The organism is Streptomyces sp. A1136 (genome assembly GCF_004795055.1).
Classification (GTDB): Bacteria; Actinomycetota; Actinomycetes; order Streptomycetales; family Streptomycetaceae; genus Streptomyces.
The window spans coordinates 259,131-283,571 of record NZ_SSBJ01000003.1; the positions used below are offsets into that span (position 1 = coordinate 259,131).

Below are 24,441 nucleotides of genomic sequence, written 5' to 3' on the forward strand. Positions count from 1 at the left end.
CGCAACACCCCTGCGTCACAGTGGTGTGCATGACTGACCGTAACCCCGCCCCCGCCCAGCGTTCCCACCGCCACCACTGGCGCCGTGACCTCGTCGAACTGGCTGCCCTGTTCTGCGCCGTCGCGGTCGCCGACGGCATCGCCAATCTCGTCGCACACGGCCCCCGGGGGCCCGTGCTCCTGGTGGCCTCGGCCGTCGCACTCCTGGTCACGGCGGCCTTCCACACGTGGTGGGCACGTCGCCACAGCCATGCGCCGCCGCCCGGTCCGGCGCTCCCGGACACCGGCACGGCGCCGGCCGCCGGGGGCCGGGCCGCCTCCTCCGCCCCGACCGCCGCCGCGCTGTGGCGGATGCGGACGACGGTGCGCGACGAACCCGGCAGCCTGGCCGCGCTCTGCTCGGCCCTCGCCCGCAACGGTGTGGATATCCTGACCCTCCAGACCCACCCGCTGCCCGAGGGCGGCACCGTCGACGAGTTCCTGCTCCGCGCCCCCCAGCAGCTGCCGTCCGCCGACCTGACCCGGGCCGTCTCCGGGGCGGGCGGCCACAGCACCTGGATCGAGCGGGCCGACACCCACGACCTGGTCGACACCCCGACCCGGGTCCTGGGCCTGGCCACCCGCACCGCCCTGGACGCCGCCGAACTCCCCCTGGCCCTGCGCCAACTGCTCGGCCGCTGCACCATCCACTCGATCCCGGCCACCACCCTCTCCGGCCGCCCCAACGCCGGGGCCGACGCCCCGGTCGAGGGGGTGCTGGAGGCGACGGTCATGCGGCTGCGCGACCCGTCGGGCGGTGCCATCACCGTCGAGCGCCCCTACCTTCCCTTCACGCCCACCGAGTTCGCCCGCGCCCGGGCCCTGGTCGAGCTCGACGCCCGCCTCGGCCCCCGCGTGCCGCGCAGCCAGGACGTGCTGACCCTGCCCGAGGGCAACGAGATCACCGTGCGCCGCGCCGACGGCTCCGACCTGGCCGCCGCCCGTGCCATGCACGACCGCTGCTCCGAGCGGACCCTGGGCCTGCGCTACCACGGCCCGGTCGCCGACGCCGACCGCTACCTCGGGCACCTGCTGAGCCCCCGCTTCGGCCGCACCCTGGCCGCAACCACCGCCTCGGGCAAGCTCGTCGCCCTCGGCCACCTGCTGTGGGACGGCGACGAGACCGAGGTGGCGCTGCTCATCGAGGACGACTGGCAGCGCCGCGGCATCGGTTCCGAGCTGCTGCGCCGCCTCATCACCATGGCCGTCGAGGCCGGTTGCGACAGCGTCTACGCCGTCACCCAGGCCTCCAACACCGGCATGGTCGCCGCCATGCGCGGCCTCGGCCTCCCCCTGGACTACCAGATCGAGGAGGGCACGCTCGTGATCACGGCCCGGCTGGGCGCGACGCCGGTCACCTCACGGGTGCCGTACGAGGTCCCGCGCGGGCGTCCCGCGTACGAGGCCAGGCGCCACCGGGGCTGACCGGCCGGTCGGCGGGCCGCGAGGAGCGGAGGGCGGAGGGCGGGCAACCCGATCCGCCCTCCGGCTGTCAGGCCGGTCCGCCCACGCCCCTGAGTGGCAGGCCTCGCGCAGGCCCCGCCCACGCGGGGGCGGCACCCGCCGGCAGGCCCGTGAACAGGCCCGGCGGGCAGAGCCCGTAAGCAGGCCGAGAGCGAACGCCGATGACGCGGGGAGGTCACCCGTACGAAGATGGCCGCATGTCAGACACCCTCCACCATGACAGCGCCTCCCGGCTCCCCCGTCAGGTCGCGGACGCCTACGTCGACGACCTCATCGCCCTCGACCCGATCCTGGGCACCTACCTCGGGGTCACCGACTGCTCCGACAAACTCTCCGATTTCTCCCCGGCCGGCAGCGCCGCCATCGCCGAGCTCGCCCGCACCACCCTCGCGCGGCTCGACGCCGCCGAGCGGCTGCCCGGTGCGGACACCGACGTCGAGCGGCGTTGCGCGCGCCTGTTGCGCGAGCGGCTGACGGCGGAGCTCGCCGTGTACGAGGCCGACGAGAAGCTGTGCGTGGTGAGCAACATCCACTCCCCGGCGCACGAGGTCCGTGAGGTCTTCACCCTCACCCCGGCCGAGACCGAGGACGACTGGGCGGCGATCGCCCGGCGGCTGCGCGCCGTTCCCGAGGCCTTGGCCGGTTACCGCGAGAGCCTGGAGCTCGGCTTGGAGCGCGGGCTCCACGCCGGCCCCCGCGCCACCGCCACCTTCGTCGGTCAGCTCACGACCTGGGCGGGCCAGGACGCCGGCGCGGACGGGGACTTCTTCGGCGGGTTCGCGGCGGCCGGGCCCGAGGCACTGCGCGAGGAACTGGACAAGGCCGCGGCCGGGGCGACCGCCTCCGTCGTGGAGCTGCGCGACTGGATGCGCGACGTGTACGCCCCGGCCGTCGAGGGTCGCCCGGACACCGTGGGCCGCGAGCGGTACGCCCGTTGGGCGCGCTACTACAACGGCACCGACCTGGACCTGGACGAGGCGTACGCGTACGGCTGGGCCGAATACCACCGGCTGCTGGCCGAGATGAAGACGGAGGCCGCGAAGATCCTCCCGGGTGCGGACCCCTGGGAGGCGCTGCGGCACCTCGACGAGCACGGCACCCACATCGAGGGCGTCGAGGAGGTGCGGGCCTGGCTGCAGGGCATCATGGACGAGGCCATCGAGAACCTCGACGGAACCCACTTCGACCTCGCCGAGCGGGTCAAGAAGGTGGAGTCCATGATCGCGCCCGCGGGCGGCGCGGCGGCTCCGTACTACACCAACCCGTCCGAGGACTTCTCCCGCCCGGGCCGCACCTGGCTGCCGACCATGGGCCAGACCCGGTTCCCGCTGTACGACCTGGTGTCCACCTGGTACCACGAGGGTGTTCCCGGCCACCACCTCCAGCTCGCGCAGTGGACGCACGTCGCGGACCGGCTCTCGCGCTACCAGGCCGGCGTCGGCATGGTCAGCGCGAACGTCGAGGGCTGGGCCCTGTACGCGGAGCGTCTGATGGACGAACTCGGCTACCTGCGCGACGCCGAGCAGCGGCTGGGCTACCTGGACTGCCAGATGATGCGCGCCGCGCGGGTCATCGTCGACATCGGCATGCACCTGGGCCTGGAGATCCCGGCGGACTCGCCGTTCCACCCGGGCGAGCGGTGGACGGTGGCGCTGGCGCAGGAATTCTTCGGCCTGCACAGCGGCCGGCCGGCGGACTTCATCGAGAGCGAGGTGACGCGCTACCTGTCGATGCCGGGGCAGGCGATCGGCTACAAGCTGGGCGAGCGCGCCTGGCTGCTGGGCCGGGACAACGCGCGCGCCGCGCACGGCGACTCCTTCGACTTGAAGGCGTGGCACATGGCGGCGCTGTCCCAGGGCTCGCTGGGGCTGGACGACCTGGTGGACGAGCTGTCGAAGCTGTGAGCTGAGCCGAGCGACGCGACGGGCCCTCGTCTCCGCCGGGCGACGCGCACGGGCCGCTCGTCTCCCCCGAGGGACGAGCGGCCCGTCGCGTCGGTCCGAACGGCGTTTTCGGCGGTCGTTCAGCAGCCGCAGTCGTCGGAGTCGGTGGGTGCGGTCAGCGGGTCGGCCTCGGCGCGCTGCTCGCTGCCCTGCCAGGTCTCGACCTCGAAGCCCTCGCGGATCCAGTACTCGATTCCGCCGAGCATCTCCTTGACCTGGTAGCCAAGGCGGGCGAGGGCCAGGGCGGAGCGGGTCGCCCCGTTGCACCCGGGGCCCCAGCAGTACGTCACCACGGGGACGCTCTTGTCGAGGAGCCGCTCGGCCTGCTCGGGGACGAGGGCGGTGGGCAGGTGGATCGCACCGGGCACATGGGCCTGGTCCCAGGAGGGCGTGGAGCGGGAGTCGACGAGCTGGAAGCCGAGTTCGCCACCCTGCTCGCGGTGGACCTTGAAGGCGGCGGCGACATCGGACACGTCCGCGTGGAAGGCGAGGCTCGCCGCGAAGTAGGCGGCGGCCGCGGCCGGGTCGGCCGGGGGCACCCGGAGCACGGGGTTGTCGGTGGCGGGGACGGTGGTCGCGGTGGCGTGGGGCCGGTCCTGTGTCGTCGTCATGGCTGGAAATCTATGAGGTGTCGGACCGTCACGGAAGCAGCGTCCCCCGGCGTTGCCCTTGTCCCGCCGGGGAATCCCCGGTACACCTGCATGATGACCGACTATTCCCCTGACGCCACGGACTGGCGGATCCTGAAGGCCCTCCAGGATGACGGCCGCGCCAGTTTCGCCGATCTGGCCCGCACTGTCTCCATGTCCGCGAGCGCCGTCACCGAACGCGTGCGGCGGCTGGAGGAGGCCGGCGTCATCACGGGTTACACCGCCGTGGTGAACCCGGAGAAGCTCGGCAAGCCCGTCCTCGCGCTGACCCGGCTGCGCTATCCGCACGGCAACTACAAGCCGTTCCACGACCTGTTGGAGGCGACCCCCGAGATCCTGGAGGCGCACCACGTGACGGGCGACGACTGCTTCGTCCTCAAGGTCGCGGCGCGCTCGATGTCGCACCTGGAAGAGATCGCCGGGAGGATCTCCGGTCTCGGCCCGGTCACCACCAGCGTCGTCTACTCCTCGCCGCTCCCCCGCAGGCCACTGAGCCCGTGAGGGAGCGACGCCGCGTCAGCCCGCCTGCCCGGCCACACGGTGGCGCACCACCGAGCCGCCGCGCTGCTTGACGATCTCCAACTGGGCCTGGACCCGGCTGCGCAGGTCGGCGACGTGGCTCACGATGCCGACGCTGCGGTCGCGTTCGCGCAGGGAGTCCAGTACGTCGAGCACCTCGTCCAGTGCCTGGTCGTCGAGGCTGCCGAAGCCCTCGTCGATGAAGAGGGTGTCGAGGCGCATGCCGCCCGCCTCGTCGGTGACCACGTCGGCCAGTCCCAGCGCCAGGGCGAGCGAGGCGAAGAAGGTCTCGCCGCCGGACAGGGTGGCGGTGTCCCGCTCGCTGCCCGTCCACGCGTCCACGACGTGCAGTCCGAGGCCGGAGCGGCCCCGCCCGCTCGCCCGCGCGTCGGAGTGGACCAGCGTGTAGCGGCCGCCGGACATGCGCAGCAGCCGCACCGTCGCCGCTGCCGCGACCTGCTCCAGGCGCGCCGCGAGGACGTACGACTCCAACCGCATCCTGCGTTCGTTGTCGGCGGAGGTGCCCGCGGTGAGCCCGGCCATCCGGGCCACCCGGTCGTACTCCTCGCGCAACGGGCCCAGGGCGCGCAGTTCCGACTCCGCCTGCCGCGAGAGCCGGTCCAGCTCGGCGCAGCTCACGCGGGCGGCGTCGACGGCCGAGCCGGCCGCCCGCAGCTTCGCGGCCGCCGCGGCCGCGTACTCCTCCGCGCCCTGTGGGTCGGCGGGCGCCACGGCGGCCGCCGCGGCGGTGTCCTGCTCGGCGTGCCGGTCGGCCAGCATGGCCTCCTCGGCCTGCCAGGCGTCCAACCGGTGTTGGAGGGCGGTGCGCTCGTACTCCGGCAGTACGGCGTCGGCAGCCGCTGCCGTCGTGTCGAACCCGGCCTTGAACGAGGCGTCGGCCAGTTGGTCGTCGGCCTCCTTGAGCCGTGCGGCGGTCGCCTCGGCGCGGCGCAGCGCGGCCGCGGCCCCGGTGACGATCCGGACCCGCTCCTCCAGGACGCGGGCGCGGGCCGCGACACTGGGCGCGTCGCCCCGTACGAGGGCCAGCTCGGCCTCCAGCGCGCCTTGTTCCCGCTCCAGGGCCTCCCGTCGCGAGGCCCTGGCGGCGGCCCGGCGTTCGGCGTCGAGCCGGTCGGCGCTGCGGGCGGCGTACTCGCGCTCGGCGCGGGCCAGGCGCTCGCGGGCGGTGTGCAGTCCGGCCGCCGCCGCGTGGGCGGCGGCGTGCCGGGCGCTCAGGTCGGAGGTGAGTTCCAGGAGTTCGGCGGTGGTGGCCTCGCCGGCGGCGGCCGCGGCTTCGGCCTCGGCCTCCCTGACGGCGGCCAGTTTCCGCTCGGCGGCGCCGCGCCGTTCCTCGGCCTGCTCGAAGAGGGCGTGGGCGGCGTCCTCGGCGGCCCGGTCGACGTGGCCGGCCGCCGGACGCGCGGGCAGCGGGTGCTCCGCCGATCCGCACACCGCGCAGGGCTCCCCCACCACCAGGGCCGCGGCGAGTTCGGCCGCGATCCCGCGCAGCCGGGTCTCCTTCAGCTCCAGCCAGCTCTCGCGCGCGGCGGCGGATTCCTCGCGCAGCCGCAGCAGCGCGGCGTCCGCGACCTCTGCGTCGGCCGCGAGGGCCTCGCGCCGCCGGGCGGCGTTCAGGCGCAGTCGGGCCGGCTCAAGTCGGGCCGCGAGCTGCTCGGCGAGGGTGGCGGCCTGCTGGGCGGCTTCGACGCGCCCGGCCAGCTCGGCGCGGGTGTCCTCCCAGCGGGCGAGCCACTCGGCGGTCTCCTCACGCTGCTCCTCGGCGTCCCGGGACTCCCGTTCCAGCGTGGCCCGCTCGCGGCCGATCTCGGCACTGCGCTGCTCGGCCCGCCGGGCCGCCCCGACCGCGCCGAGCTCCTCCCGCAGCCGCTGCTCCACGGCGGCGAGCTGTTCGGCTCCCGCCTCGGCGAGGTCGGGCGGGAGATCGGCGAGGGCGAGCGTCTGCGCGTGGGCGGCGGTGAGGTGCGCGGCGGCGGCGGCCCCGCGCAGTTCCAGGGCGGGTGCGACGAGGGCGCCGCGGCGGGCCCGGTCGAGCAGGGCGCGCACCCGCTCCCGTTCGGGCCCGGCGGCTTCGAGGAGGGCGGCCCGGCGCAGGGTCTGCGCGTGACGGCGTTGCAGCCGGTCGAGTTCCCGCGCCTCCTCGGCGGCCCGTCGGGCGGCCGCGTACCGGCTCTCGACGGCGGCCAGCGCGTACTCGGCGACGGTGAGCCGCTCCCGGGCGGCGCAGCGGGCGACCGCGGCCCAGGCGCGGACGGCCTCGGCGAGTCCGGGGTCGCCGGGCTGGTGGCGGGGCAGCGGCCAGGCCCGCAGGTCGGCGCAGTCCCCGGCGGCCTGGGCGATGCGCTGGGCGACGCCCAGGACCCGCTCGTCGCCCGCGCGCACCTTGGCCTCGGCCGTACGGCGCCGCTCGGCGAGCAGGGTCTCGACGGCGGCGAAGCGGCGGGTGTCGAAGAGCCGCCCGAGGAGCCGGCCGCGCGCTTCGGCGCCGGCCCGCAGGAACTGGGCGAACTCCCCCTGTGGCAGCAGCACGACCTGGCAGAACTGTTCCCGGCTCATGCCGAGCAATTGCTCGATCTCCTCGCCGATCTCCTGGTGGGAGCGGCTGAGCCCCTGCCAGGAGCCGTCGAGGCGTTCGCGCAACAGGCTCTGGGCGCGGTCCCTGGTCGTGCCGGTGCCGCGCTTCTTGGGCCGGTCCTGTTCGGGCCGCCGCGTGATCTCCAGGCGGCGCCCGCCGGCGGTCAGTTCGAGGGTGACCTCCGTCGCGGTGTCGGGGGCGGCGTGGTCGCTGCGCAGGCTGGTGAGGTGGGGGAGGCGGGAGCCCGGCACCGCCCCGTAGAGCGCGAAGCAGACCGCGTCGAGGATCGAGGTCTTGCCCGCGCCGGTGGGTCCGTGGAGCAGGAAGATCCCGGCGCCGGAGAGGGCGTCGAAGTCGATCTCCTGGGGCTCGGCGAACGGCCCGAAGGCGGTGACCTTGAGCCGGTGCAGCCTCATCGGAGGGTCTCCTCGGCCACGGCCTGGGTGCGTACGTCGTCGAAGGCACCGCGCAACACGGCTCGTTCGGCGTCGTCGGCCCGGCCGCCCCCGCGCACGTGAGCGACGAAGTCCTCGGCGATCTCCTGGTCGGTGCGACCCTTCAGCCGCTGCGCGTAGGAGGCCGCGCCGTCCTCCTCGCGGCCCTCGGGCTCGAAGGCGAGGCTGAGGACGTGCGGGAAGCGGGCGGCGAGACGGGCCATGGGGTCCTCGGGGCGGACGGCGTCGGTGAGGGTGGCCTCGATCCAGCGGTCCTCGTGGGCGTGGAGGGCCGGGTCCCGCAACAGCTCCTCCAGCCGCCCGCGGAGCCGGCCGAGGGCGCGCGGTACGGGTGTGGCGATCCGCTCGGCGCCGGCCAGTTCCCCGGCCGCCCCCAGTTCGATCAGCCACATCGTCTTGCGGTGGTCGGCCTCGGAGAAGGAGTAGGCCAGCGGGGAACCCGAGTAACGGACCCGTTCGTCGATCGTCTGGCAGCCGTGGAGGTGGCCGAGGGCCACGTAGTCGACCCCGGCGAAGACATCGGCGGGCACGGCCTCGACCCCACCGACCGTGATGTCGCGCTCGCTGTCGCTGGGCTGTCCGCCGGTGACGAAGGCGTGGGCGAGGACGACGGAGCGGGTCCCGGGGGCCCGGCCGGCGAGGTCGGCGCGTACCCGGTCCATGGCCGCGCGCAGGACCGCCTCGTGGCCGACCCTCGGTGCGCCGAGGGTGTCCTTCACCAGGGCGGGCTCCAGGTAGGGCAGCCCGTACAACGCCACGTCACCGTGTACGTCGGCCAGCACCACGGGGTCGGCGCAGCCGCCCGGGTCGGTCCTGAGGTATATTCCGGCCCCCTCGATCAGCCCCGCCCCGACGCCCAGTCGGCGGGCGGAGTCGTGGTTCCCGGAGATCATCACCGTGGGCACGCCGAGCCCGGCGAGGCGGTGCAGGGCCCGGTCGTACAGCTCGACGGCGGGCAACGGGGGCACGGCCCGGTCGTAGATGTCGCCGGCGACGAGGACGGCGTCCACCCGGTGCTCCTCGACGGTCTCGACGAGGTGGTCGATGAAGGCGGCCTGGGCGCCGAGCATGTTGACGCGGTGGAAGGACCGTCCGAGGTGCCAGTCGGAGGTGTGCAGAAACTTCACTCGCCGGCCTCGCCGCGCATGCCCGTCCCCCTGCTCGTCCTCCGGCCCTTTGCCCCCACTACGCTAACCCGTCGCCGGGGGCGCCACGGCCCGCTTCGGCACCTCGGGACCCTCGCGCTCAGGACGCGTACGTCTCCCCGCCCAGGGTGAGGGTGGCGCTGCCCGCGGTGTTGTCGGCCAACCAGGCCTCGAAGGCGGGGAGGTCGGCTTCGGGAAGGGCGACCTCGATCTCCACGGCGGAGCCGTAGCGCAGGTCGACGACGGTACGGCCGGTGGAGCGCAGGTCGTTCTGGGTCTTGCCGGCCCGCTGGTGGTCGACGGTGACGGTGGCCAGCCGGTACCGGCGGCGGGTGACGGTGCCGAGGGCGTCGAGCGCTTCTCCGACGACCCCTCCGTAGGCCCTGATCAGCCCGCCGGCGCCGAGCTTGACGCCGCCGTAGTACCGGGTGACGACGGCGACCGCGTACCGGATGTCGCGCCGGGTCAGCATCTGCAGCATCGGCACCCCGGCGGTGCCCCCGGGCTCGCCGTCGTCACTGGCCTTCTGGACGGAGGCGTCGGCGCCGATCACGTAGGCGAAGCAGTTGTGGGTGGCGGTGGGGTGCTCCTTGCGGACGCGCGCGATGAACTCCTGCGCCTCCTGCTCCGTCGCGGCGGGCGCGAGCGAGCACAGGAACCGCGAGCGGTTGATCTCCGCCTCGTGCACGCCCTCCCGGGCCACCGTCACGTACTGGTCTGCCTTCACCGCTCCACCCTAAGCGGTGGTCGAGAACGGTCCGGTCGCCCGGGCGCCGCGGGCGCCCGGCCCGCCGGTCGAAATGCGCCCGCCATGGGGGCGACCTACGGTGAACGCATCCGGCCCTCTCGAACGCGGGAAGGGGAAATCCATGTTTTCGCTGCCCGGCAAGAACATGGCGCGCGGCGGAATGCGGCTGCTCCTCATGGTCGCGCCCGCGGCGCTACTGGCCTCCCAGGCGGTATTGCCGATAGGCGGTTTCGTCACGAGTGCGACACCGGCCCGTGCCGCCGAGGGGCTCGCGGTCCCCGCCGCCGTGACGCTACCGGCTCGGCCCGATTACGAGCGGCTCGCCGTCGCCACGCTCGACGAGGTGACACGGGGCGACTTCGCCGCCGTCTCCGCCCGCTTCGACGAGGCCCTGCGCGGACAGGCCAGTGCGGAGTTCCTCGCGAAGTCCTGGAACGACTACGAAAAGGCGTTCGGTCCCTTCGAGTCGCACGGGGACCCGAAACAGGTCGCGTCCGGTAATGGGAATGTGGTCGACGTCCCGCTGCACATGGCGAAGCGGCCCGGCGATTTCCGCGTCACCTTCAATACGCACGGACAGATCGTGGGCCTCTTCTTCCTGCGGACGGGAGTTCCGGTCCCCTAGGCCCCGGCGGGGAATTCGATACGCGCCCTTTCCGTTGATCCCCCCGTGCGGGCCGGCGGGACCGGTCCGGCGGGCGAGCAGGAGGCGGTGCGCGTGTACGGCGACCAGGAGACCATCCGCAGGATCCTCACCGAAGTCGGGGACACCTGGGCCGTGGTGGGCCTGTCGAACAACGAGCGGCGGGCGGCCTACGGGGTGGCGCGCGTGCTGCAGAGGTTCGGGAAGCGGGTGGTTCCCGTACACCCCAAGGCGGAGACGGTCCACGGGGAGCCCGGCTACGCGACGCTGGCTGACATCCCGTTCGGGGTGGACGTGGTCGACGTCTTCGTCAACAGCGACCTCGCCGGCCCGGTCGCCGACGAGGCGGTGGCGATCGGCGCGCGCGCCGTCTGGTTCCAGCTCGGTGTGATCGACGAGGCCGCCTGCGAGCGGACGCGCGAGGCGGGCCTGCTGATGGTCATGGACCGTTGCCCCGCGATCGAGATCCCCGCCCTGTGACGCGGCCCGTCAGGGCGCGGGAGCCGGCTCGTACCCGCTGACCGGCGGGATGGAGACGGCCATGGTCATCTCCATCGGCTCCGGGCCGTCGTTGCGGTATTCGTGCGGGACGTTCGCCTCGAAGGAGACCGCCCCGCCCTGCGGCACCTCGTACGGTTCGCCGTCGACGGTGAGGGTGAGCCGCCCGGCCGTGACGTGCAGCATCTCCAGGGTTCCCGCCGGGTGCGGGTCCGACGCCGTGCCCTCGCCCGGCTCCAGCCGGTACGCCCACACCTCCAGCGGCCCGCGCCGGTCGTCACCGAGCAGCATGGTCGCACCGCTGCCCCCGGCCGTGGACCACATCCGTACTCCCTGGCCGGGCGGCACGAGGTGGACCCGCGGGCCGCGGTCGCGGTCCAGCAGGGTGGTGATGCTGACGCCGAGGGCGTCGGCCAGCTTCACCGTGGTGCCGACGCTGGGGTTCGTCCGGGCCTGCTCGATCTGGATGATCATCCCGCGACTCACGCCCGCCCGCGCCGCCAGCGCTTCCAGGGTGAAGCCGCGCTCACCGCGCCAGCGCCTGAGGTTGCGCCCGAGCGCTTGAGTGAGCTGTTCCAGGTCCGACACCGTTCCCCCAGCTTCGCGTCCAATATTTTGGATGACACAGTCCAGCAGACTGAACTACGGTGTGGTGTACTCGACGTTGCACCCCACCGTTCACCACACTGTACTGCGAGGCCCCCGGATGACCGTCCTCTTCGCCCTGGCGACCGCCCTGCTCTGGGGACTCGCCGACTTCGGCGGCGGGTTGCTGACGCGCCGCGTCCCGGCGCTCACGGTGGTGGTGGTCTCGCAGGTGGTCGCCGTCGCCGTGCTCGGCGCCGTGGTGCTCGCCACCGGCGCCTGGCGGGAGGCGGGACCGCACCTGTGGTTCGCGGTCGCGGCCGGACTCGTCGGGCCGGTCGCGATGCTCAGCTTCTACAAGGCGCTGGCCCTGGGCCCCATGGGCGTGGTCTCCCCGCTCGGGTCGCTCGGCGTGGTCGTGCCCGTCGGAGCCGGACTGGCACTGGGCGAGCGCCCCGGGCCGGGGCAGTTCGCCGGGATCGCGGTGGCCGTCGTCGGCATCGTCCTGGCCGGCGGCCCGCAGCTGCGCGGAGCGCCGGTACAGCGTCGGGCCGTCCTGCTCACCCTGCTCGCCGCGTTCGGCTTCGGCGCGGTGATGGCCCTCATCTCGGAGGCCTCCCACACCGTCACAGGTCTCTTCCTGGCCCTGTTCGTGCAACGCGTGACCAATGTCGCCGCGGGCGGCGCGGCCCTGGCGGTACAGGTGCGGCGGGGCACGCCCGCCCTCCCGACGGCCGACGGCCCGCGCCTGCTGTGGCGACTCCTGCCGGCGCTGGCCTTCGTCGGCCTCGCGGACGTCGCGGCGAACGGCACGTACTCCGTCGCCGCCCAGAGCGGCCCGGTCACGGTGGCCGCCGTGCTCTCCTCGCTCTACCCGGTGATCACCGCGTTCGCCGCCTTCGCCGTCCTCAAGGAACGCCTGCGTCCGGTCCAGGCGGCCGGGGCGGGCCTCGCCCTGGCCGGCACCGTCCTGCTCGCCGCCGGTTAGTCGGCCTCCTCGGGGCCGGGCCGCCTCCCGGGCCTACCCCACGCCGGGCGACACGACCTCGCCCGCGCCCGGGCCGCGCCCACGGGCCTGTCCCTCGGCCTGCTCCCGGGCCTCCGCCGCGGCCTCCGCCTCCGCCAGGGCGGCCAGCCCGCGCAGTTGCTCCGACGTGATGCCGTCGGCGATCGGGATCGGCGCCGGGGTGCGCAGCGGCGGTTGCCAGCCCGTCTCGGGTTCCCAGCGCCGCACGACGCGCGCCGGGGCCCCCGCCACCACCGCGTGATCAGGCACCTCGCCCCGTACGACGGCCCCCGCCGCCACGACAACGTTGCGGCCCAGCCGCGCCCCCGGCAGGATCACCGCCCCGGTGCCCAGCCAGCAGCCCGGGCCGATCTCCACCGGCTCACTGCGCGGCCACTGCCTGCCGACCGGCTCGTGCGGGTCGTCATAGCTGTGGTTGGTGGAGGTGATGTAGACGCCCGGCCCGCAGAAGGTGTCGTCCCCGATGCTGATCCGGGTGTCGGCTATGACGTGGCTGCCGCGACCGAGGACCACCCCGTTGCCCAGCACGAGCACGGGGTCCGGGCCGAGGTCCAGATCGGGCATCATCCCGGCCGTCAGGGTGACCTGCTCGGCGATGATGCAGTGGTCGCCGAGCCGGATCCACTGTTCGCCGAAGACGGTCCCCTGCGGGAAGGCCAGGCGCGTGCCTTCGCCGATGGCGCCGAAGCGCAGCGGCCCGGGCGTCTCGGCGGTCACGGCCCCGGCCCGCTGCATCCAACGCCACCCGGCCTGGACGGCGCGGTTGGCCACGCGACGGCGCAGGGATGAGAACGTGTTCTGGTTCTTCGGCACCGGGCCACCGTAGCGTGCCGGGTGCCGGTACCGCGCCGTGATCTTCACCCCATCGCCCACGGCCGCGTCCCCGTGTCCTACCGTGCTGTGAGCGCGGCACCGGCGGAGCACAGAGAACCGAGGGAAGAGAACATGACACAGCAGGCGGCCCAGGCACTCGTGGCGGCCGTGGGCGGGAAGCAGCCCGTCATCGACCCGTCCGCCTTCACGGCGCCCACCTCCGTGGTGGTCGGCGACGTCACGCTCGGCGCCGGCTCCAGCATCTGGTACTCGGCGGTGCTGCGCGCCGACTGCGGGCCGATCACCCTGGGCGCCGACAGCAACGTGCAGGACAACTGCACCGTCCACGTGGACCCCGGGTTCCCGGTCAGCATCGGGGAGCGCGTCTCCATCGGCCACAACGCCGTCGTGCACGGCTGCACCGTCGAGGACGACTGCCTGATCGGCATGGGCGCCACCGTCCTCAACGGCGCGGTGATCGGCGCCGGTTCGCTCGTCGCGGCGCAGGCGCTGGTCCCCCAGGGCATGGTGGTGCCGCCCGGCTCACTGGTCGCCGGCGTTCCCGCCAAGGTGCGGCGTGAGCTCACGGAGGAGGAGCGCGAGGGCATCCGCGTCAACGCCCTGATGTACACGGGGCTGGCCGAGCAGCACCGCGCCTCCGTCGGCCCGCGCGACTGACCGGACCCCGGGGACCGGCCGGTGTCCGGCGTCGCGCTCAGTCCGAGATCGACGCCGGCGCCGGGGCGGCGGGCTCGTCCTCGCCGAGGCGCTCCGCGGCCGCCGCCTTGCGCATCCGGTAACGCAGCACCAAGGTCACCGCGAGCCCGATCAGCAGAGCCGCCACCAGCGCCAGCCACGAGAACCGCTTGAGCCACGGCTCGGCGACGATGCCGACGGTGTAGATGACGGCGGTGGTACCGCCCGCCCAGATGATCCCGCCGAGCACGTTCGCGATGAGGAACTTCCAGTACGGCATGCGCAGCACGCCCGCCAGCGGTCCGGCGAAGATCCGCAGCAGGGCCACGAACCGCCCGAAGAAGACGGCCCACATGCCCCACTTCTCGAAGGAGCGTTCCGCCAGGGCCACGTGCCGCGGCCCGAAGTGCTTGGGGAAGCGCCGGCCCAGCCGCTCCAGCAGCGGCTTGCCGCCCCGGCGCCCGATCGCGTAGCCGATGGAGTCGCCGACGATGGCGCCCGCGATGGCGCACAGTCCCAGCACCACCGGATCGATGTGCCCCTGCTGTGAGGCCAGCAGGGCCGCGCTGACCAGGATGATCTCGCCGGGCAGCGGAACGCCCAGGCTCTCCAGACCGATGACCAGCCCCACCAGGAGATAGACGCTGATCGCCGGGATCGTCTCCAGCCATTCCTGGATGTGCACCGGTACGTCCTCCAGAGTCGTCCCCGGCGCGCCCCCTGTGACACGCCGAACAGGCAGCCTATCCGCTCGCCACGACAGCCTTCCCTCGCAGCGGCAGTTCGCGGGACGAACGGCCGATGTACACCTCACGGGGGCCGGTGCCGCGCACCCAGGCGTGCCGCTCCGGGTCCCAGGACGAGAGCGCCCGCGCGTCCACGTCCACGGTGACCCGCCGCTCCTCCCCCGCGCCCAGGGCCAGCCTCCGGTAGCCGACGAGCGCGCGCACGGGCTGGTCCTGTTTCAGCTCACCCGACGGGCCGACGTACACCTGCGCCACGTCGGTGCCCTTGCGGCGGCCGGTGTTGCGGACGGTGAACTCCACGCGCAGTCCGCCGCGCAGGGGCCGCACCGCCGGTTTCGTGTACTCCCACGTCGTGTACGAGAGCCCGTGCCCGAACGGGAACAGCGGCTCCACGCGCTGCGCGTCGTACCAGCGGTGCCCGACGTGGACGCCCTCGGAGTACTCCTGGCGCCCGCCCACCCCCGGGTAGCGCAGCGGGTCCCCGCCGACCGGGGTCGCCCGCTCGTCGGCCGGGAACGTCTGGGTGAGGCGGCCGCCCGGGTCGACGTCGCCGAAGAGGACGTCGGCCGTGGCCGCGGCGCCCTCCTGCCCCGGGTAGAACATCTGGAGCACGGCCCCGGTGCGGGCGAGCCAGGGCATGGTCGTACCGGAGGAGGTGTTCAGCACCACCGTGGTGCGCGGGTTGACGGCGGTGACGGCCTCGATGAGGGCCTCCTGGCCGCCGGGCAGCGCGAGGGAGCGGCGGTCGCTGCCCTCGGTGGCGTCCTCGTAGGCGAACAGCACCACGGCGGCGGCTTCCTTGGCCGGCTTCACCGCTTCGGCGACGTCCGCGGCCCGGCTCGCGCGCGTGGTGTGCCGGAGGCGGAACCGCTGCCCCCGCTCCCCGCCCTCGGCGGTCACCGCGAGCCGGTGGGGGCCGGCCTTCAGGGGCAGGGTGTGGCGACGGACGGTGAGTCCGTCCGGAGCGGCGGCGAGCAGTCCGCCCGCGAAGTACTCGGCCACGCCCTGCCGCACCGGGAACAGTTCCCGCCCGTCCAGACGTACGGAGGGCCGCTTGCCGGTGTAGTGGACGAGCAGGGTCCACTCGTCGTCGGCGTCCAGGGTGAACTCCCCCTCGTGGCTCCAGGCGCGGCCGGCGTCCACGCCCCGATCGTCCAGGTCCGCCGGCGGGGTCAGCAGCGTCGGCGGGAGGGCCCGGCCGTACAGGTCCTCGCCGAGGGCGTAGCGGACGGCGGCTCCGTTGCCGGCGCGCCGTGTGATCGCGGTCAGCGGGGAGGGTGCCCGCTCCGGGAGGACGTGCGCGCTGCCGCCGCCGCCGACGAAGGGCACCCGGCCGGTCGGCCCGATCACCGCGAGGGAGCGGGCCGAGGCGCCGGCCAGCGGCAGGGTGTCGTGCTCGTTGCGCAGCAGCACCGCTCCCGCGGCGGCCACCTTGCGCGCGGTCCGGGCGCCGGCGAAGGGGTCGCGCGCCGGTCGGGCCGGTGGGTGCGGGGACAACAGCCCGAAGCGGTCCATCGTGGTCAGGACGCGGCGTACGGCGAGGTCGACGGCGCTGCGGGGGACGGCGCCGGCGCGTACGGCCTCGCGCAGGGGCGGGCCGAAGTGGGTGCCGCCGGGCATCTCCATGTCGAGGCCGGCCGTGAGGGAGGCGACGGCGTTGTGGGTGGCATCCCAGTCGGACATCACCCAGCCGTCGAATCCCCAGCGGCCGCGCAGCAGTTCGTCGAGCAGCGCCTTGCTCTCGCAGGCGTGGACGCCGTTGACCTTGTTGTACGCGCCCATGACGGCGCCCGCTCCGGCGGCGACGGCGGCCTCGAAACCCCGTAGCTCCGTCTCGTGCATGGTCTGTTCGCCCGCGATGGCGTCGACGGTTTCCCGTCCCTGTTCCTGGTTGTTGAGGGCGAAGTGCTTGACGGTGGCGATGAGCCCCTCGTCCTGGATGCCGCGTACGACCGCGGCCACGAGGTCGGCCGTCAACCGCGGGTCCTCGGCGAACGTCTCGAAGTTCCGCCCGGCGTAGGGCGTGCGGATCAGGTTGGCCATGGGCGAGAGCAGCACGTCCTGGCCGAGCGCCCGCCCCTCGCGGCCGATGACGCGGCCGTACTCGCGGGCCAGTTCCGGGTCGAAGGCACAGGCCAGGAGGACGGGGGCGGGCAGCGCGGTGGCGGGCCGGGCGACCCTGATGCCGGCCGGTCCGTCCGCGAGGCGCAGTGCGGGAATCCCTAGGCGGGGTACGCCGGGCAGGTAACCGGCCTGTCCGAGCGGGGCGGGGTCCGGGGCGCCGTGCAGGAGGGCGGTCTTCTCGTCGAGGGTGAGTGCGGCGAGGAGGGCGTCGATCCCGGCCGCGCCCACCGTCTTCCCGGCGGCCGGCGAGGGTGCCGTGGTACGGGGTGCGGCGCCGGTCGGCGCCGCACCCGCGCATCCGGCCACGCCCAGGACGGCGCCCGCCGCCCCCAACATCCGCATCGCGGAGCGTCTGGACACGGGCTCGCTCATGGGGCTCCCTGCGGCGTCGGCGCGGACGGGAGCGGCCCGCGCCGGACCGCTCCCCCGCCCACTGTCGGCCCGCGCCCCGCCGGCCCGTGCCCGGACGCGCCACCGGGTACGCCAGGTTCAGCCCTGCGGCGGCCGGCCGCCGTACCGCGCGCCCATGCCCGCGCGGGGCGCGCGGAGGGGACTACGCGTTGGGACGCAGGGTCCAGACGACGGTCATCTCCCCGGTCACGGCCTCGTCCTCGCGCCGGATGGCGACGGTCACGGGGAACTCGGGGCGCCCGCCCGCGTCGAGTTCCGCGACCACCTCGGCGGCCGGGCGGCCCAGGGTGGCGGTGGCGGTGACGACTCCCTTGGCCAGCTTCTTGTAGCCGATCTCGGCCTTGACGGCGAGCGGTACGGCGCGCGAGAGCTGGTCTCCGAACGCGGCGAGGACGATGGCGCCGCTCGCGGACTCGGCGAGGGTGAACATGGCGCCGGCGTGCGGACCGCCGACGTGGTTGTGGAAGTCGGGCTGGTCGGGCAGCCGGACGACGGCGCGCTCGGGGGTCGTCTCCAGGAACTGGAGGTTGAGGGTGCGGGCCATCGGCACGGTCGCGGCGAGCAGTTCGCCCACGTTCATCTGTTCTGCGCTCATGACACGCGATGTTACCCACGAGTAAGACCGGTTGACCAGACCGGACCAGGGGGCGGCCGTGGCCACTGTCCCCCCCTCCCACTATCGTTACCGGCCATGTGGCCAGGACAGCAGCAGCCGCCCGGGGGACAGCCCGACCCCCAGGACGCGCGACAGAACCCGTACCAGCAGCAGCCGGGACAGCCGAACCCGTACCAGCAGCAGCCGCAACCGGGATTCGGTGAGCCGCAGCCCGGCTACGGATACCCGCAGGCGGGCTACCAGACGCCCCCGCCCGCACAGCCCTGGGGCGTGCCCCAGTCGCCGCCGCAGCCGTCGGCCGGCGGCCGGAGCCCGTACTCCACGAAGGCGGTGGCCATCGTCGCCGCCTCCGCGGTGGTCGTCACCGCGGCCCTCACCGGGACGTTCGTCCTGACCCGGGACAAGAAGACCGACCGGGCCGACAACAAGCCGGCCGCCGCCTCGTCGAGCCCCGCCGCCGGTCCGGCCTCCCCGGCGACCCCGGCCTCCCCGGGCGCCAACCCGCGCGCGGGCGGCGAGGTCAAGCCGGTGATCCCCGGCTGGAAGGTCGTCATCAACCCGTTGCACGGCACCGCCTTCGACGTACCGGCGGACTGGACCGTCGCCAGTTCCGGCCTGAGCAGCGGCTTCGAGGACTCCAAGAAGGGCGACGGCTCCGCGCTCGTCATGATGACGGCGCCGGCCTTCTACAAGCAGGACTGGTGCAAGGTCGACTCCAACAAGGACGGCAAGGAGGAGACCACCGAGCTGGCCGGAACCGGCGCCAAGGGCGCCCAGGGCGCGAAGGACACCGCCGAGGCCGCGCGCATCGCCGCCGAGAACTGGGTGTACGCCGCCTACGCCCAGGACTCGCCGAACCCGAAGGAGACGGTCAAGTCCACGGACTCCAAGGACTTCACGACCCTCTCCGGCCTCAAGGGCAGCTTCTCCACCGCCACCGCCACCGGCCTGCCGAAGAAGAACAAGTGCTCCTCGGACGGCAAGAGCATCGCCTTCGCCTACAAGATCGCGAACGGTGACTTCGCCGTCTGGGTGCTCTACGCGGCCGCGGGCGTCCCCGGCGAGGTCTCCAAGGAGACCTACGAGAAGATCATGAGCTCGGTCCGCCTCACCGGAAGCTGATCTGCCGCCTACCGCCCCCGGGCCGACAATCCGTTTGGATTCTCCGGCCCGGGCGGGTGATAGTCCCGTGGTGAGTCCTCCTCCCGCCGCCCCTTCCCGCACGCCCTCCCACCGCCGGCCCGCGTGGGCCGGCCGCAACTACAGCCTCCTGACGGGCGCCGCCGTCGTCACCAACCTCGGCAGCCACGGAGCGCTGATCGCCGCCGCCTTCGCCGTCCTCGACGCGGGCGGGAGCACGGGGGACGTCGGCCTGGTGGCGGCGGCCCGCACCCTGCCCCTCGTCCTCTTCCTGCTGATCGGCGGTGCGCTGGCCGACCGGCTGCCGCGACACCGGGTGATGGTGGCGGCCAACGCCCTCAACTGCCTCTCCCAGGCCGCCTTCGCCGCACTCGTCCTCGCCGGTGACCCGAAGCTGTGGCAGATGATGCTGCTGACCGCGCTCTGCGGCACGGGCACCGCCTTCTTCAACCCCGCGGCCGAGGGCATGCTGCTGTCGAGCGTCTCGGGCGAGCACGCCAACCGCGCCTTCGCCCTGTTCCGGATGGCGATGAACGGCGCGGGCATCGGCGGAGCGGCCCTGGGCGGGGCCATGATCGCCGCGATCGGCCCCGGCTGGGTCCTGGCGGTGGACGCCGCGGCCTTCGCCCTCGCCGGCGCGCTACGGGCCTTCCTGCGGGTCGACCACATCGCCGACCGGGCACCCGGCGGCGGCCTGCGGGCCGATCTGCGCGAGGGCTGGGACGAGTTCAGGAGCCGCTCCTGGCTCTGGGGGATCGTGCTCCAGTTCTCCGTCGTCGTCGCCGTCGTGGGCGCGGCCGAGGCGGTGTACGGGCCCCTCGTCGCCCGGGACCGGCTGGGCGGGCCCGCCCCCTGGGGCGCGGCCCTGGCCTTCTTCGGCCTGGGCACGATCGGCGGGGCGCTCCTGATGACGGTGTGGAAGCCGCGCCGGCTGCTGCTGGTCGGCACGCTCTGCGTCTTCCCCATGGCCCTGCCCTCGGCGGCGCTCGCGGTGCCGCTGCCGGTCTGGGGGCTGTGCGCGGTCATGCTGGTCAGCGGGGTGGCCATCGAGGTGTTCGGCGTGAGCTGGATGACGACCCTGCACCAGGAGATACCGGAGGAGAAGTTCTCCCGCGTATCGGCCTACGACTGGTTCGGCTCCGTTTCGATGCTCCCCCTGGCCACCGCCCTGGCCGGTCCGGCCGAGACGCTCTTCGGGCGGACGCGGGCGCTGTGGGGCTGCGCGGCGCTCGTGGTCGTGGCCACCGCCCTGGTCCTCGCCGTCCCGGACGTCCGCCGCCTCGCCCGCCGCCCGGCCCCTGGCCGGGTCCCGGCCCCGTCCGCGTCGTCCGAACCCGCCCCGTCATCCGAACCCGCCCCGTCACCGGAGCCCGTCCCGTCGTCGGAGCCGGCCCCGTCGTCAGAGCCCGTCGCCCGCTGAACCCCGGGCGGGTGCGGCCGGTGGCTACCCCAGGCTGAACGCGCCCGCCGGAGGCTCCGGCGAGGCCACCGCCTGGGCGTCCCGCACCACGTCCGCGCCCCGTACGAACCGGGCGAGGGGCGCCCCCGCCTCCACCCGCGCCGGGAACGCGTCGGCCGCGCACCGCCGGGCCAGGGCGGCCACCGGGATCTCCCGGTCCGAGGCCACGAGCACCGCGTTTCCGAACCTCCGCCCCCGCAGCACCCCCGGCTCCGCGATCAGCGCCAGCTCCGCGAACGACGCCCCGAAGTTCGCCAACTGCCCCCGCAGGAACGCGAAGGGCGCCCCGTCCGCCAGGTTCGCCACGTACAGGCCGCCGGGCCGCAGCACCCGCGCCGCCTCCCGCGCGTACTCCGACGAGGTCAGCTGCGCCGGGACCCGGGAGCCCCCGAAGACGTCCGCCACCAGCACATCGGCGCTCGCCCCGGGCGCGCCCTCCAGCCAGGCCCGGGCGTCGGCGGCGTGCACCGTGATCCCGCGGTCCCGGCCCCACGGCAGGTGCTCGGCCACCAGCTCCACCAGCCCCGCGTCGAACTCCACCACCTGCTGGCGGGACCCCGGCCGGGTCGCGGCGGCGTACCGCGGGAGCGTCAGCGCGCCCCCGCCCAGGTGCAGCAGATCCAGCGGCGCACCCGGCTCCGCCGCGCAGTCCAGTACGTGGGCGAGGCGACGTACGTACTCGAATTCCAGGTGCTCCGGCTCGTCGAGGTCGACGTACGACTGCGGCGCCCCGTCGACGGTCAGCAGCCAGGCCCGCTCCCGGTCCACGTCCGGCATCAGCTTGGCGGTTCCCTGGCCCACGTCCCGGATCACCGGGATCTGCTCGTCGTTCACCCCACCATTGTCAGGCCCCCCAGACGCGCGCCGCCTCCCGCGCGTGCGCCGCCGCCTGGGCCAGCCCGGCCCGGGCGGCCGGGTCCCGACGCGCCGGGTCCAGGACGTTGCGTCCGAACGTCTTGCGGGCCTCCGCGGACGGGGTGATCAGCAGCACCTCCGCCCCGGCCTTGCGCAGCCGCGCGGCCTGCGCCGCGGGCGAGGGGATCAGCTTCGACCCGAGCGACATCGGCGCGACGATCACCACTCGCTCGTAGCCCGCGGCCAGGTCGGCATTGGTCGCGGAGCGGACGCCACCGTCGATGAACCGCCGCCCGTCCACGGTCACCGGCGGCCACACCCCGGGCACCGCGCAGCTCGCCGAGACCGCGTCCAGCAGTCCGGCGCCGCTGTCCCGGTCGAAGGCCGCCAACTCCCCCGTCAGCGCGTCGACGGCGGTCACGACCAGTCGCCGCTCGGGCCATTCGTACGAGACGAGCCGGGATTTCAGCACCTCGCGGCGCACCGCCTCGGGCCCGGTGTCGGCGGCCAGCGCGAAGGCACCGACCCGCCGCCGGTAGCTCGCGGCGTCCCGGGAGCGCAACATCGTGACGGCGTACCGCGCGAACGTGGCGGCGCCCAGCCTCGCCGCGGCCTCGCCGGTCGCGTCCCCGAGCTGACGCTCGTACAGCTCTCTCGGCGTGAGGAGTCCGGAGGTGAGCTGGGCGCCGACCACCGAACCGGCCGAGGTGCCGACGACGAGGTCGGCGGTGGTCAGGTCCGTGCCCGCCGCGGCCAGCCCGCACAGGATGCCGGTCTCCCAGCCGATCCCGGTCAGTCCGCCGCCGCCGAGCACCAGTGCCGTCCTGCCGCCCATCGTCGCCGCCCCTCGTCGTGTCGCACCCGTGTGGTGACGGCAGTCTGACGCAGCCCGACCGCCGCCACCACACCGGGTGCCTCCCCGATCCGGTCGTCGCCCTAGCCGACCGAGGTGATCGTCCCCGCACCGACCGTGCGCCCGCCCTCGCGGATCGCGAAGCCGAGGCCGGCCTCCAGGGGAACGTCCCGGCCCAGTTCGACGGTCATGGTGACCGTCTCCCCCGGCCGGGCCACCGCCGCCGCCCCCAGGTCCACGTCCCCCACCACGTCGGCGGTGCGGATGTAGAACTGCGGCCGGTACCCGGAGGCCACCGGCGTCGTCCTGCCGCCCTCGCGGGCGGAGAGCACGTACACCCGGGCGGTGAAGCGACGGCTGGGCACGACGCTGCCGGGGGCCGCCACGACCTGCCCGCGGCGCACCCCGTCGCGCGGCACCCCGCGCAGCAGCAGCGCGACGTTGTCCCCGGCCTCGGCGGACTCCATCGGCTTGCCGAAGGTCTCCAGGCCGGTGACGACCGTCTCGACGGGCTCCCCGTCCCCACCGAGCACGCTCACCCGGTCACCCGTGCGCACGGTGCCGCGCTCGACGGCGCCGGTGACGACCGTCCCGCGTCCGGTGATGGTGAGGACGTTCTCCACCGGCAGCAGGAACGGCGCGTCCGTGTACCGCACCGGCATCGGCACGTACGTGTCCACCGCGTCCAACAGCGCTTCGACGGCGGCGGTCCAGCGCGGGTCGCCTTCCAGTGCCCCGAGCCCGGAGACCCGGACGACGGGCGCGCCGTCGCCCCCGTAGCCGTGGGCGGTGAGCAGGTCGCGGACCTCCAACTCGACCAGGTCGGTGAGCTCGGGGTCGCCGGCGTCGGCCTTGTTGAGGGCCACCACGATGTGGTCCACGCCGACTTGGCGGGCGAGCAGCACGTGCTCGGCGGTCTGGGGCATGACCCCGTCGAGCGCGGAGACCACGAGGATCGCGCCGTCGAGCTGGGCCGCGCCGGTCACCATGTTCTTGACGTAGTCGGCGTGGCCGGGCATGTCGACGTGGGCGTAGTGGCGGGTGTCGGTCTCGTACTCGACGTGCGTGAGGTTGATGGTGATCCCGCGCCGGGCCTCCTCGGGGGCCCGGTCGATGCGGTCGAAGGGGACGAAGGAGGCTCCGCCGCGCTCGGCGAGGACCTTGGTGATGGCGGCGGTGAGGGTCGTCTTGCCGTGGTCGACGTGTCCCATGGTGCCGATGTTGAGGTGCGGCTTGGTGCGCACGAAGGCCGTCTTGGCCATGATGTCTTCCCGTGTGTCGTGAAGCTCTGAACGGGACCCCCGGAGCCAACCGACCCTCCCCCTGTGGGGTCCGCCGGACGATCCGGGAAGGGTCAGCTTCGTGCGCCGTCGAACGCGGCGAAGGGAAGTGCCTCTGCGAGGACGGCAGCCTTCGGCGCGTCCGCGACTGCGGACGGCGCTGCGGGGAAGGCGTACCGGGACATGCACCTGATCCTGCCTCAGGGTGCGCGGGCCGTCGAACGGTTTTCGCGGAGGCGGATCGGACCGCGGCCAGACGTGGCCTTCGTCACGGTCGGCGCGGGGCGCGGCCCGCCGGCCTCGTGGGCGTCGGCCGCCGTTCGTCCGGGCGTGACACGCAGGACGGCGCCTCGGCGGACCCTTCGGCTAGTCTCCCCGGATGTCCCTTCTCCTCGCGCCGTGGGCCCGGCTGTCGCTGCTCGTCCTGCTGCTCGCGGGCGGGGGCGTGGGCGTGCTGCTGTACCAGCCGCAGCGGCTGCTGTCGCAGGGCCTGCCGCCGGGACTCCCGGTGGGTGTGGCGACGCTGGTGTTCGCGACGGTGTACGGCCTGTGCACGGCCGCGTTCGTCCCGAGACCGTTGCTGAACCTGGCGGCCGGCGCGGTGTTCGGGTCCGTCCTCGGATTGTTCGCGGCGGTCGCCGGCACGGTCCTCGGCGCCGGGATCTCCTTCGGCCTGGGCCGGGCCTTGGGCCGCGGCGCGCTGCGGCCCCTGGTGCGCGGCCGCTGGTTGCGCGCGGCCGACGGACAGCTCGACCGGCACGGCTTCCGCTCGATGCTCGCGATCCGCGTCTTCCCGGGGGTGCCGTTCGCGGCAGCCAACTACTGCGCGGCGGTGTCCCGCTGCGGCTGGCTGCCGTTCCTGTCCGCGACCGCGCTGGGCACCGTGCCCAACACCGCCGCGTACGTGATCGCCGGGGCTAGCGCCGCCTCCCCGGATTCGCCCGCGTTCCTCGTGTCCTTCGGTTTCATCGCGGTGTCGGGGGTGGTCGCCGCGGCGGTCGCCTGGCGCAAGCGGCACCGCCTCCTGCCCGGGGCCCGGCCGGTGGCGACGTGCGGGCTCACGCCCCGGCACCCCCCTGTGGTCACCGGCGTTCCGCACGGGCCCTAGCATCGGACGCGACCTTCCCGACGATCACAAGG

22 protein-coding genes are annotated in these 24,441 nt (G+C 74.3%); 10 read left to right on the forward strand and 12 right to left on the reverse strand.

The features are described from left to right. Window positions 1-29 precede the first annotated feature (29 nt). Window positions 30-1,463, forward strand: a complete 1,434-nt coding sequence (locus tag E6R62_RS04580; RefSeq protein ID WP_136211582.1) for a GNAT family N-acetyltransferase — start codon at window positions 30-32, stop codon at window positions 1,461-1,463. Between the two features lie 236 nt (window positions 1,464-1,699). Then, on the forward strand, window positions 1,700-3,406 hold the full coding sequence (locus E6R62_RS04585) for a DUF885 domain-containing protein (RefSeq protein WP_136211584.1): 1,707 nt from the start codon (window positions 1,700-1,702) through the stop codon (window positions 3,404-3,406). 119 nt (window positions 3,407-3,525) lie between these two features. On the opposite strand, the gene E6R62_RS04590 is transcribed toward E6R62_RS04585, so the two are convergent. Continuing rightward, the gene (locus E6R62_RS04590; protein ID WP_136211586.1) at window positions 3,526-4,056 is read right to left on the reverse strand and encodes a rhodanese-like domain-containing protein; all 531 of its coding nucleotides are present in this window, start codon (window positions 4,054-4,056) and stop codon (window positions 3,526-3,528) included. A 93-nt stretch (window positions 4,057-4,149) separates the two neighbouring features. Between E6R62_RS04590 and E6R62_RS04595 the strand changes: the two genes are divergently transcribed. Further along, complete coding sequence (locus E6R62_RS04595; protein WP_136211588.1) at window positions 4,150-4,596, forward strand: Lrp/AsnC family transcriptional regulator; 447 nt, start codon at window positions 4,150-4,152, stop codon at window positions 4,594-4,596. A gap of 15 nt (window positions 4,597-4,611) precedes the next feature. Here the strand turns inward: E6R62_RS04595 and E6R62_RS04600 are convergent, their stop codons facing one another. From E6R62_RS04600 to E6R62_RS04610, 3 genes are all read right to left on the reverse strand, one after another. Beyond that, complete coding sequence (locus E6R62_RS04600; RefSeq protein ID WP_136211590.1) at window positions 4,612-7,623, reverse strand: AAA family ATPase; 3,012 nt, start codon at window positions 7,621-7,623, stop codon at window positions 4,612-4,614. Beyond that, entirely contained in the window at window positions 7,620-8,789 is a 1,170-nt protein-coding gene (locus tag E6R62_RS04605) for an exonuclease SbcCD subunit D (protein ID WP_136211592.1), read from the reverse strand. The genes E6R62_RS04600 and E6R62_RS04605 overlap by 4 nt, the downstream gene beginning before the upstream one ends. Window positions 8,790-8,907: 118 nt before the next feature. Next, a complete protein-coding gene (locus E6R62_RS04610) occupies window positions 8,908-9,534 on the reverse strand; it encodes a YigZ family protein (protein ID WP_136211594.1) in 627 nt (208 codons plus the stop codon). Between the two features lie 142 nt (window positions 9,535-9,676). Between E6R62_RS04610 and E6R62_RS04615 the strand changes: the two genes are divergently transcribed. Both E6R62_RS04615 and E6R62_RS04620 read left to right on the forward strand, forming a co-directional pair. Then, window positions 9,677-10,180 (forward strand): DUF3887 domain-containing protein, encoded by a 504-nt coding sequence (locus E6R62_RS04615; protein ID WP_168713958.1) that lies wholly within the window; start codon window positions 9,677-9,679, stop codon window positions 10,178-10,180. Window positions 10,181-10,273: 93 nt separating this feature from the next. Further along, window positions 10,274-10,678 carry a CoA-binding protein gene (locus tag E6R62_RS04620; RefSeq protein WP_136211692.1) on the forward strand — a complete coding sequence of 135 codons (405 nt, stop codon included), beginning with the start codon at window positions 10,274-10,276 and terminating at the stop codon, window positions 10,676-10,678. Between the two features lie 9 nt (window positions 10,679-10,687). Here E6R62_RS04620 and E6R62_RS04625 read toward each other — a convergent pair whose 3' ends face one another. Continuing rightward, window positions 10,688-11,284, reverse strand: a complete 597-nt coding sequence (locus E6R62_RS04625) for a helix-turn-helix domain-containing protein (RefSeq protein WP_136211598.1) — start codon at window positions 11,282-11,284, stop codon at window positions 10,688-10,690. A 118-nt stretch (window positions 11,285-11,402) separates the two neighbouring features. Between E6R62_RS04625 and E6R62_RS04630 the strand changes: the two genes are divergently transcribed. Then, window positions 11,403-12,269 carry a DMT family transporter gene (locus E6R62_RS04630; protein WP_136211694.1) on the forward strand — a complete coding sequence of 289 codons (867 nt, stop codon included), beginning with the start codon at window positions 11,403-11,405 and terminating at the stop codon, window positions 12,267-12,269. Window positions 12,270-12,302: 33 nt separating this feature from the next. Here the strand turns inward: E6R62_RS04630 and E6R62_RS04635 are convergent, their stop codons facing one another. Further along, window positions 12,303-13,121, reverse strand: a complete 819-nt coding sequence (locus E6R62_RS04635; RefSeq protein ID WP_136211600.1) for a DapH/DapD/GlmU-related protein — start codon at window positions 13,119-13,121, stop codon at window positions 12,303-12,305. A gap of 132 nt (window positions 13,122-13,253) precedes the next feature. Here E6R62_RS04635 and E6R62_RS04640 point away from each other — a divergent pair, with 132 nt between their 5' ends. After that, complete coding sequence (locus E6R62_RS04640; RefSeq protein WP_136211602.1) at window positions 13,254-13,799, forward strand: gamma carbonic anhydrase family protein; 546 nt, start codon at window positions 13,254-13,256, stop codon at window positions 13,797-13,799. 37 nt (window positions 13,800-13,836) lie between these two features. Here E6R62_RS04640 and E6R62_RS04645 read toward each other — a convergent pair whose 3' ends face one another. From E6R62_RS04645 to E6R62_RS04655, 3 genes are all read right to left on the reverse strand, one after another. Beyond that, window positions 13,837-14,502, reverse strand: a complete 666-nt coding sequence (locus tag E6R62_RS04645) for a DedA family protein (RefSeq protein ID WP_136211604.1) — start codon at window positions 14,500-14,502, stop codon at window positions 13,837-13,839. A gap of 58 nt (window positions 14,503-14,560) precedes the next feature. Then, window positions 14,561-17,059 carry a beta-glucosidase gene (locus E6R62_RS04650; protein ID WP_136211606.1) on the reverse strand — a complete coding sequence of 833 codons (2,499 nt, stop codon included), beginning with the start codon at window positions 17,057-17,059 and terminating at the stop codon, window positions 14,561-14,563. A gap of 181 nt (window positions 17,060-17,240) precedes the next feature. Continuing rightward, window positions 17,241-17,693, reverse strand: a complete 453-nt coding sequence (locus tag E6R62_RS04655) for a DUF4442 domain-containing protein (RefSeq protein ID WP_206308643.1) — start codon at window positions 17,691-17,693, stop codon at window positions 17,241-17,243. A 96-nt stretch (window positions 17,694-17,789) separates the two neighbouring features. On the opposite strand from E6R62_RS04655, the gene E6R62_RS04660 reads away from it, so the two are divergent. Beyond that, a complete protein-coding gene (locus E6R62_RS04660; protein ID WP_136211608.1) occupies window positions 17,790-18,836 on the forward strand; it encodes a hypothetical protein in 1,047 nt (348 codons plus the stop codon). A gap of 70 nt (window positions 18,837-18,906) precedes the next feature. Further along, window positions 18,907-20,274, forward strand: coding sequence for an MFS transporter (locus tag E6R62_RS04665; protein WP_136211610.1), 1,368 nt, complete (start codon window positions 18,907-18,909; stop codon window positions 20,272-20,274). Window positions 20,275-20,298: 24 nt separating this feature from the next. On the opposite strand, the gene E6R62_RS04670 is transcribed toward E6R62_RS04665, so the two are convergent. The 3 genes from E6R62_RS04670 to tuf all read right to left on the reverse strand — a co-directional run bounded on the left by E6R62_RS04670 (window position 20,299) and on the right by tuf (window position 23,283). Next, window positions 20,299-21,090, reverse strand: a complete 792-nt coding sequence (locus tag E6R62_RS04670) for a spermidine synthase (protein ID WP_136211698.1) — start codon at window positions 21,088-21,090, stop codon at window positions 20,299-20,301. A gap of 67 nt (window positions 21,091-21,157) precedes the next feature. Next, window positions 21,158-22,003, reverse strand: coding sequence for a patatin-like phospholipase family protein (locus E6R62_RS04675; RefSeq protein ID WP_136211612.1), 846 nt, complete (start codon window positions 22,001-22,003; stop codon window positions 21,158-21,160). 101 nt (window positions 22,004-22,104) lie between these two features. Continuing rightward, complete coding sequence (gene tuf, locus E6R62_RS04680; RefSeq protein WP_136211614.1) at window positions 22,105-23,283, reverse strand: elongation factor Tu; 1,179 nt, start codon at window positions 23,281-23,283, stop codon at window positions 22,105-22,107. 397 nt (window positions 23,284-23,680) lie between these two features. Here tuf and E6R62_RS04685 point away from each other — a divergent pair, with 397 nt between their 5' ends. Next, the gene (locus E6R62_RS04685) at window positions 23,681-24,409 is read left to right on the forward strand and encodes a TVP38/TMEM64 family protein (RefSeq protein ID WP_136211616.1); all 729 of its coding nucleotides are present in this window, start codon (window positions 23,681-23,683) and stop codon (window positions 24,407-24,409) included. Window positions 24,410-24,441 lie beyond the last annotated feature (32 nt).